Annotated in this window: 2 rRNA genes; both read left to right on the top strand. The window is 46.9% G+C overall.

The features are described 5' to 3' along the window. A 16S ribosomal RNA gene (locus tag EKC99_RS15610) occupies positions 1 to 82 on the top strand; the annotation flags it as partial. A 207-nt stretch (positions 83 to 289) separates the two neighbouring features. Further along, positions 290 to 369: ribosomal RNA gene (locus EKC99_RS15605) — 23S ribosomal RNA — on the top strand; the annotation flags it as partial.

Genomic DNA, 369 nt, shown 5'->3' with positions numbered 1-369 from the left:
GCCGCCGAAGGTGGGGCAAATGATTGGGGTGAAGTCGTAACAAGGTAGCCGTATCGGAAGGTGCGGCTGGATCACCTCCTTTCTAAGGATAATACGAAAAGCGGAGGCGATTGTATAGCCCCGCTAGACATCGTGTGATAAAAAACGCTTTTTCGCTTCGTTTAGTTTTGAGGGAATATCCCTCGTTATTTTAGATGATTGTTCCTTGAAAACTAGATAACAGGCAAGTATGAAAAGCGACAAACTGTTTCGCTTAGAGCGAGACAGTACAAGGCGATAAAGTGTGTTTAGTTAAGTTAGAAAGGGCGCACGGTGGATGCCTTGGCACTAGGAGCCGATGAAGGACGGGACAAACACCGATATGCTTCG

This window comes from Anoxybacillus sp. MB8, assembly GCF_011006755.1.
GTDB lineage: Bacteria > Bacillota > Bacilli > Bacillales > Anoxybacillaceae > Anoxybacillus > Anoxybacillus gonensis.
This window is presented reverse-complemented; position numbering and strand designations above follow the sequence as displayed.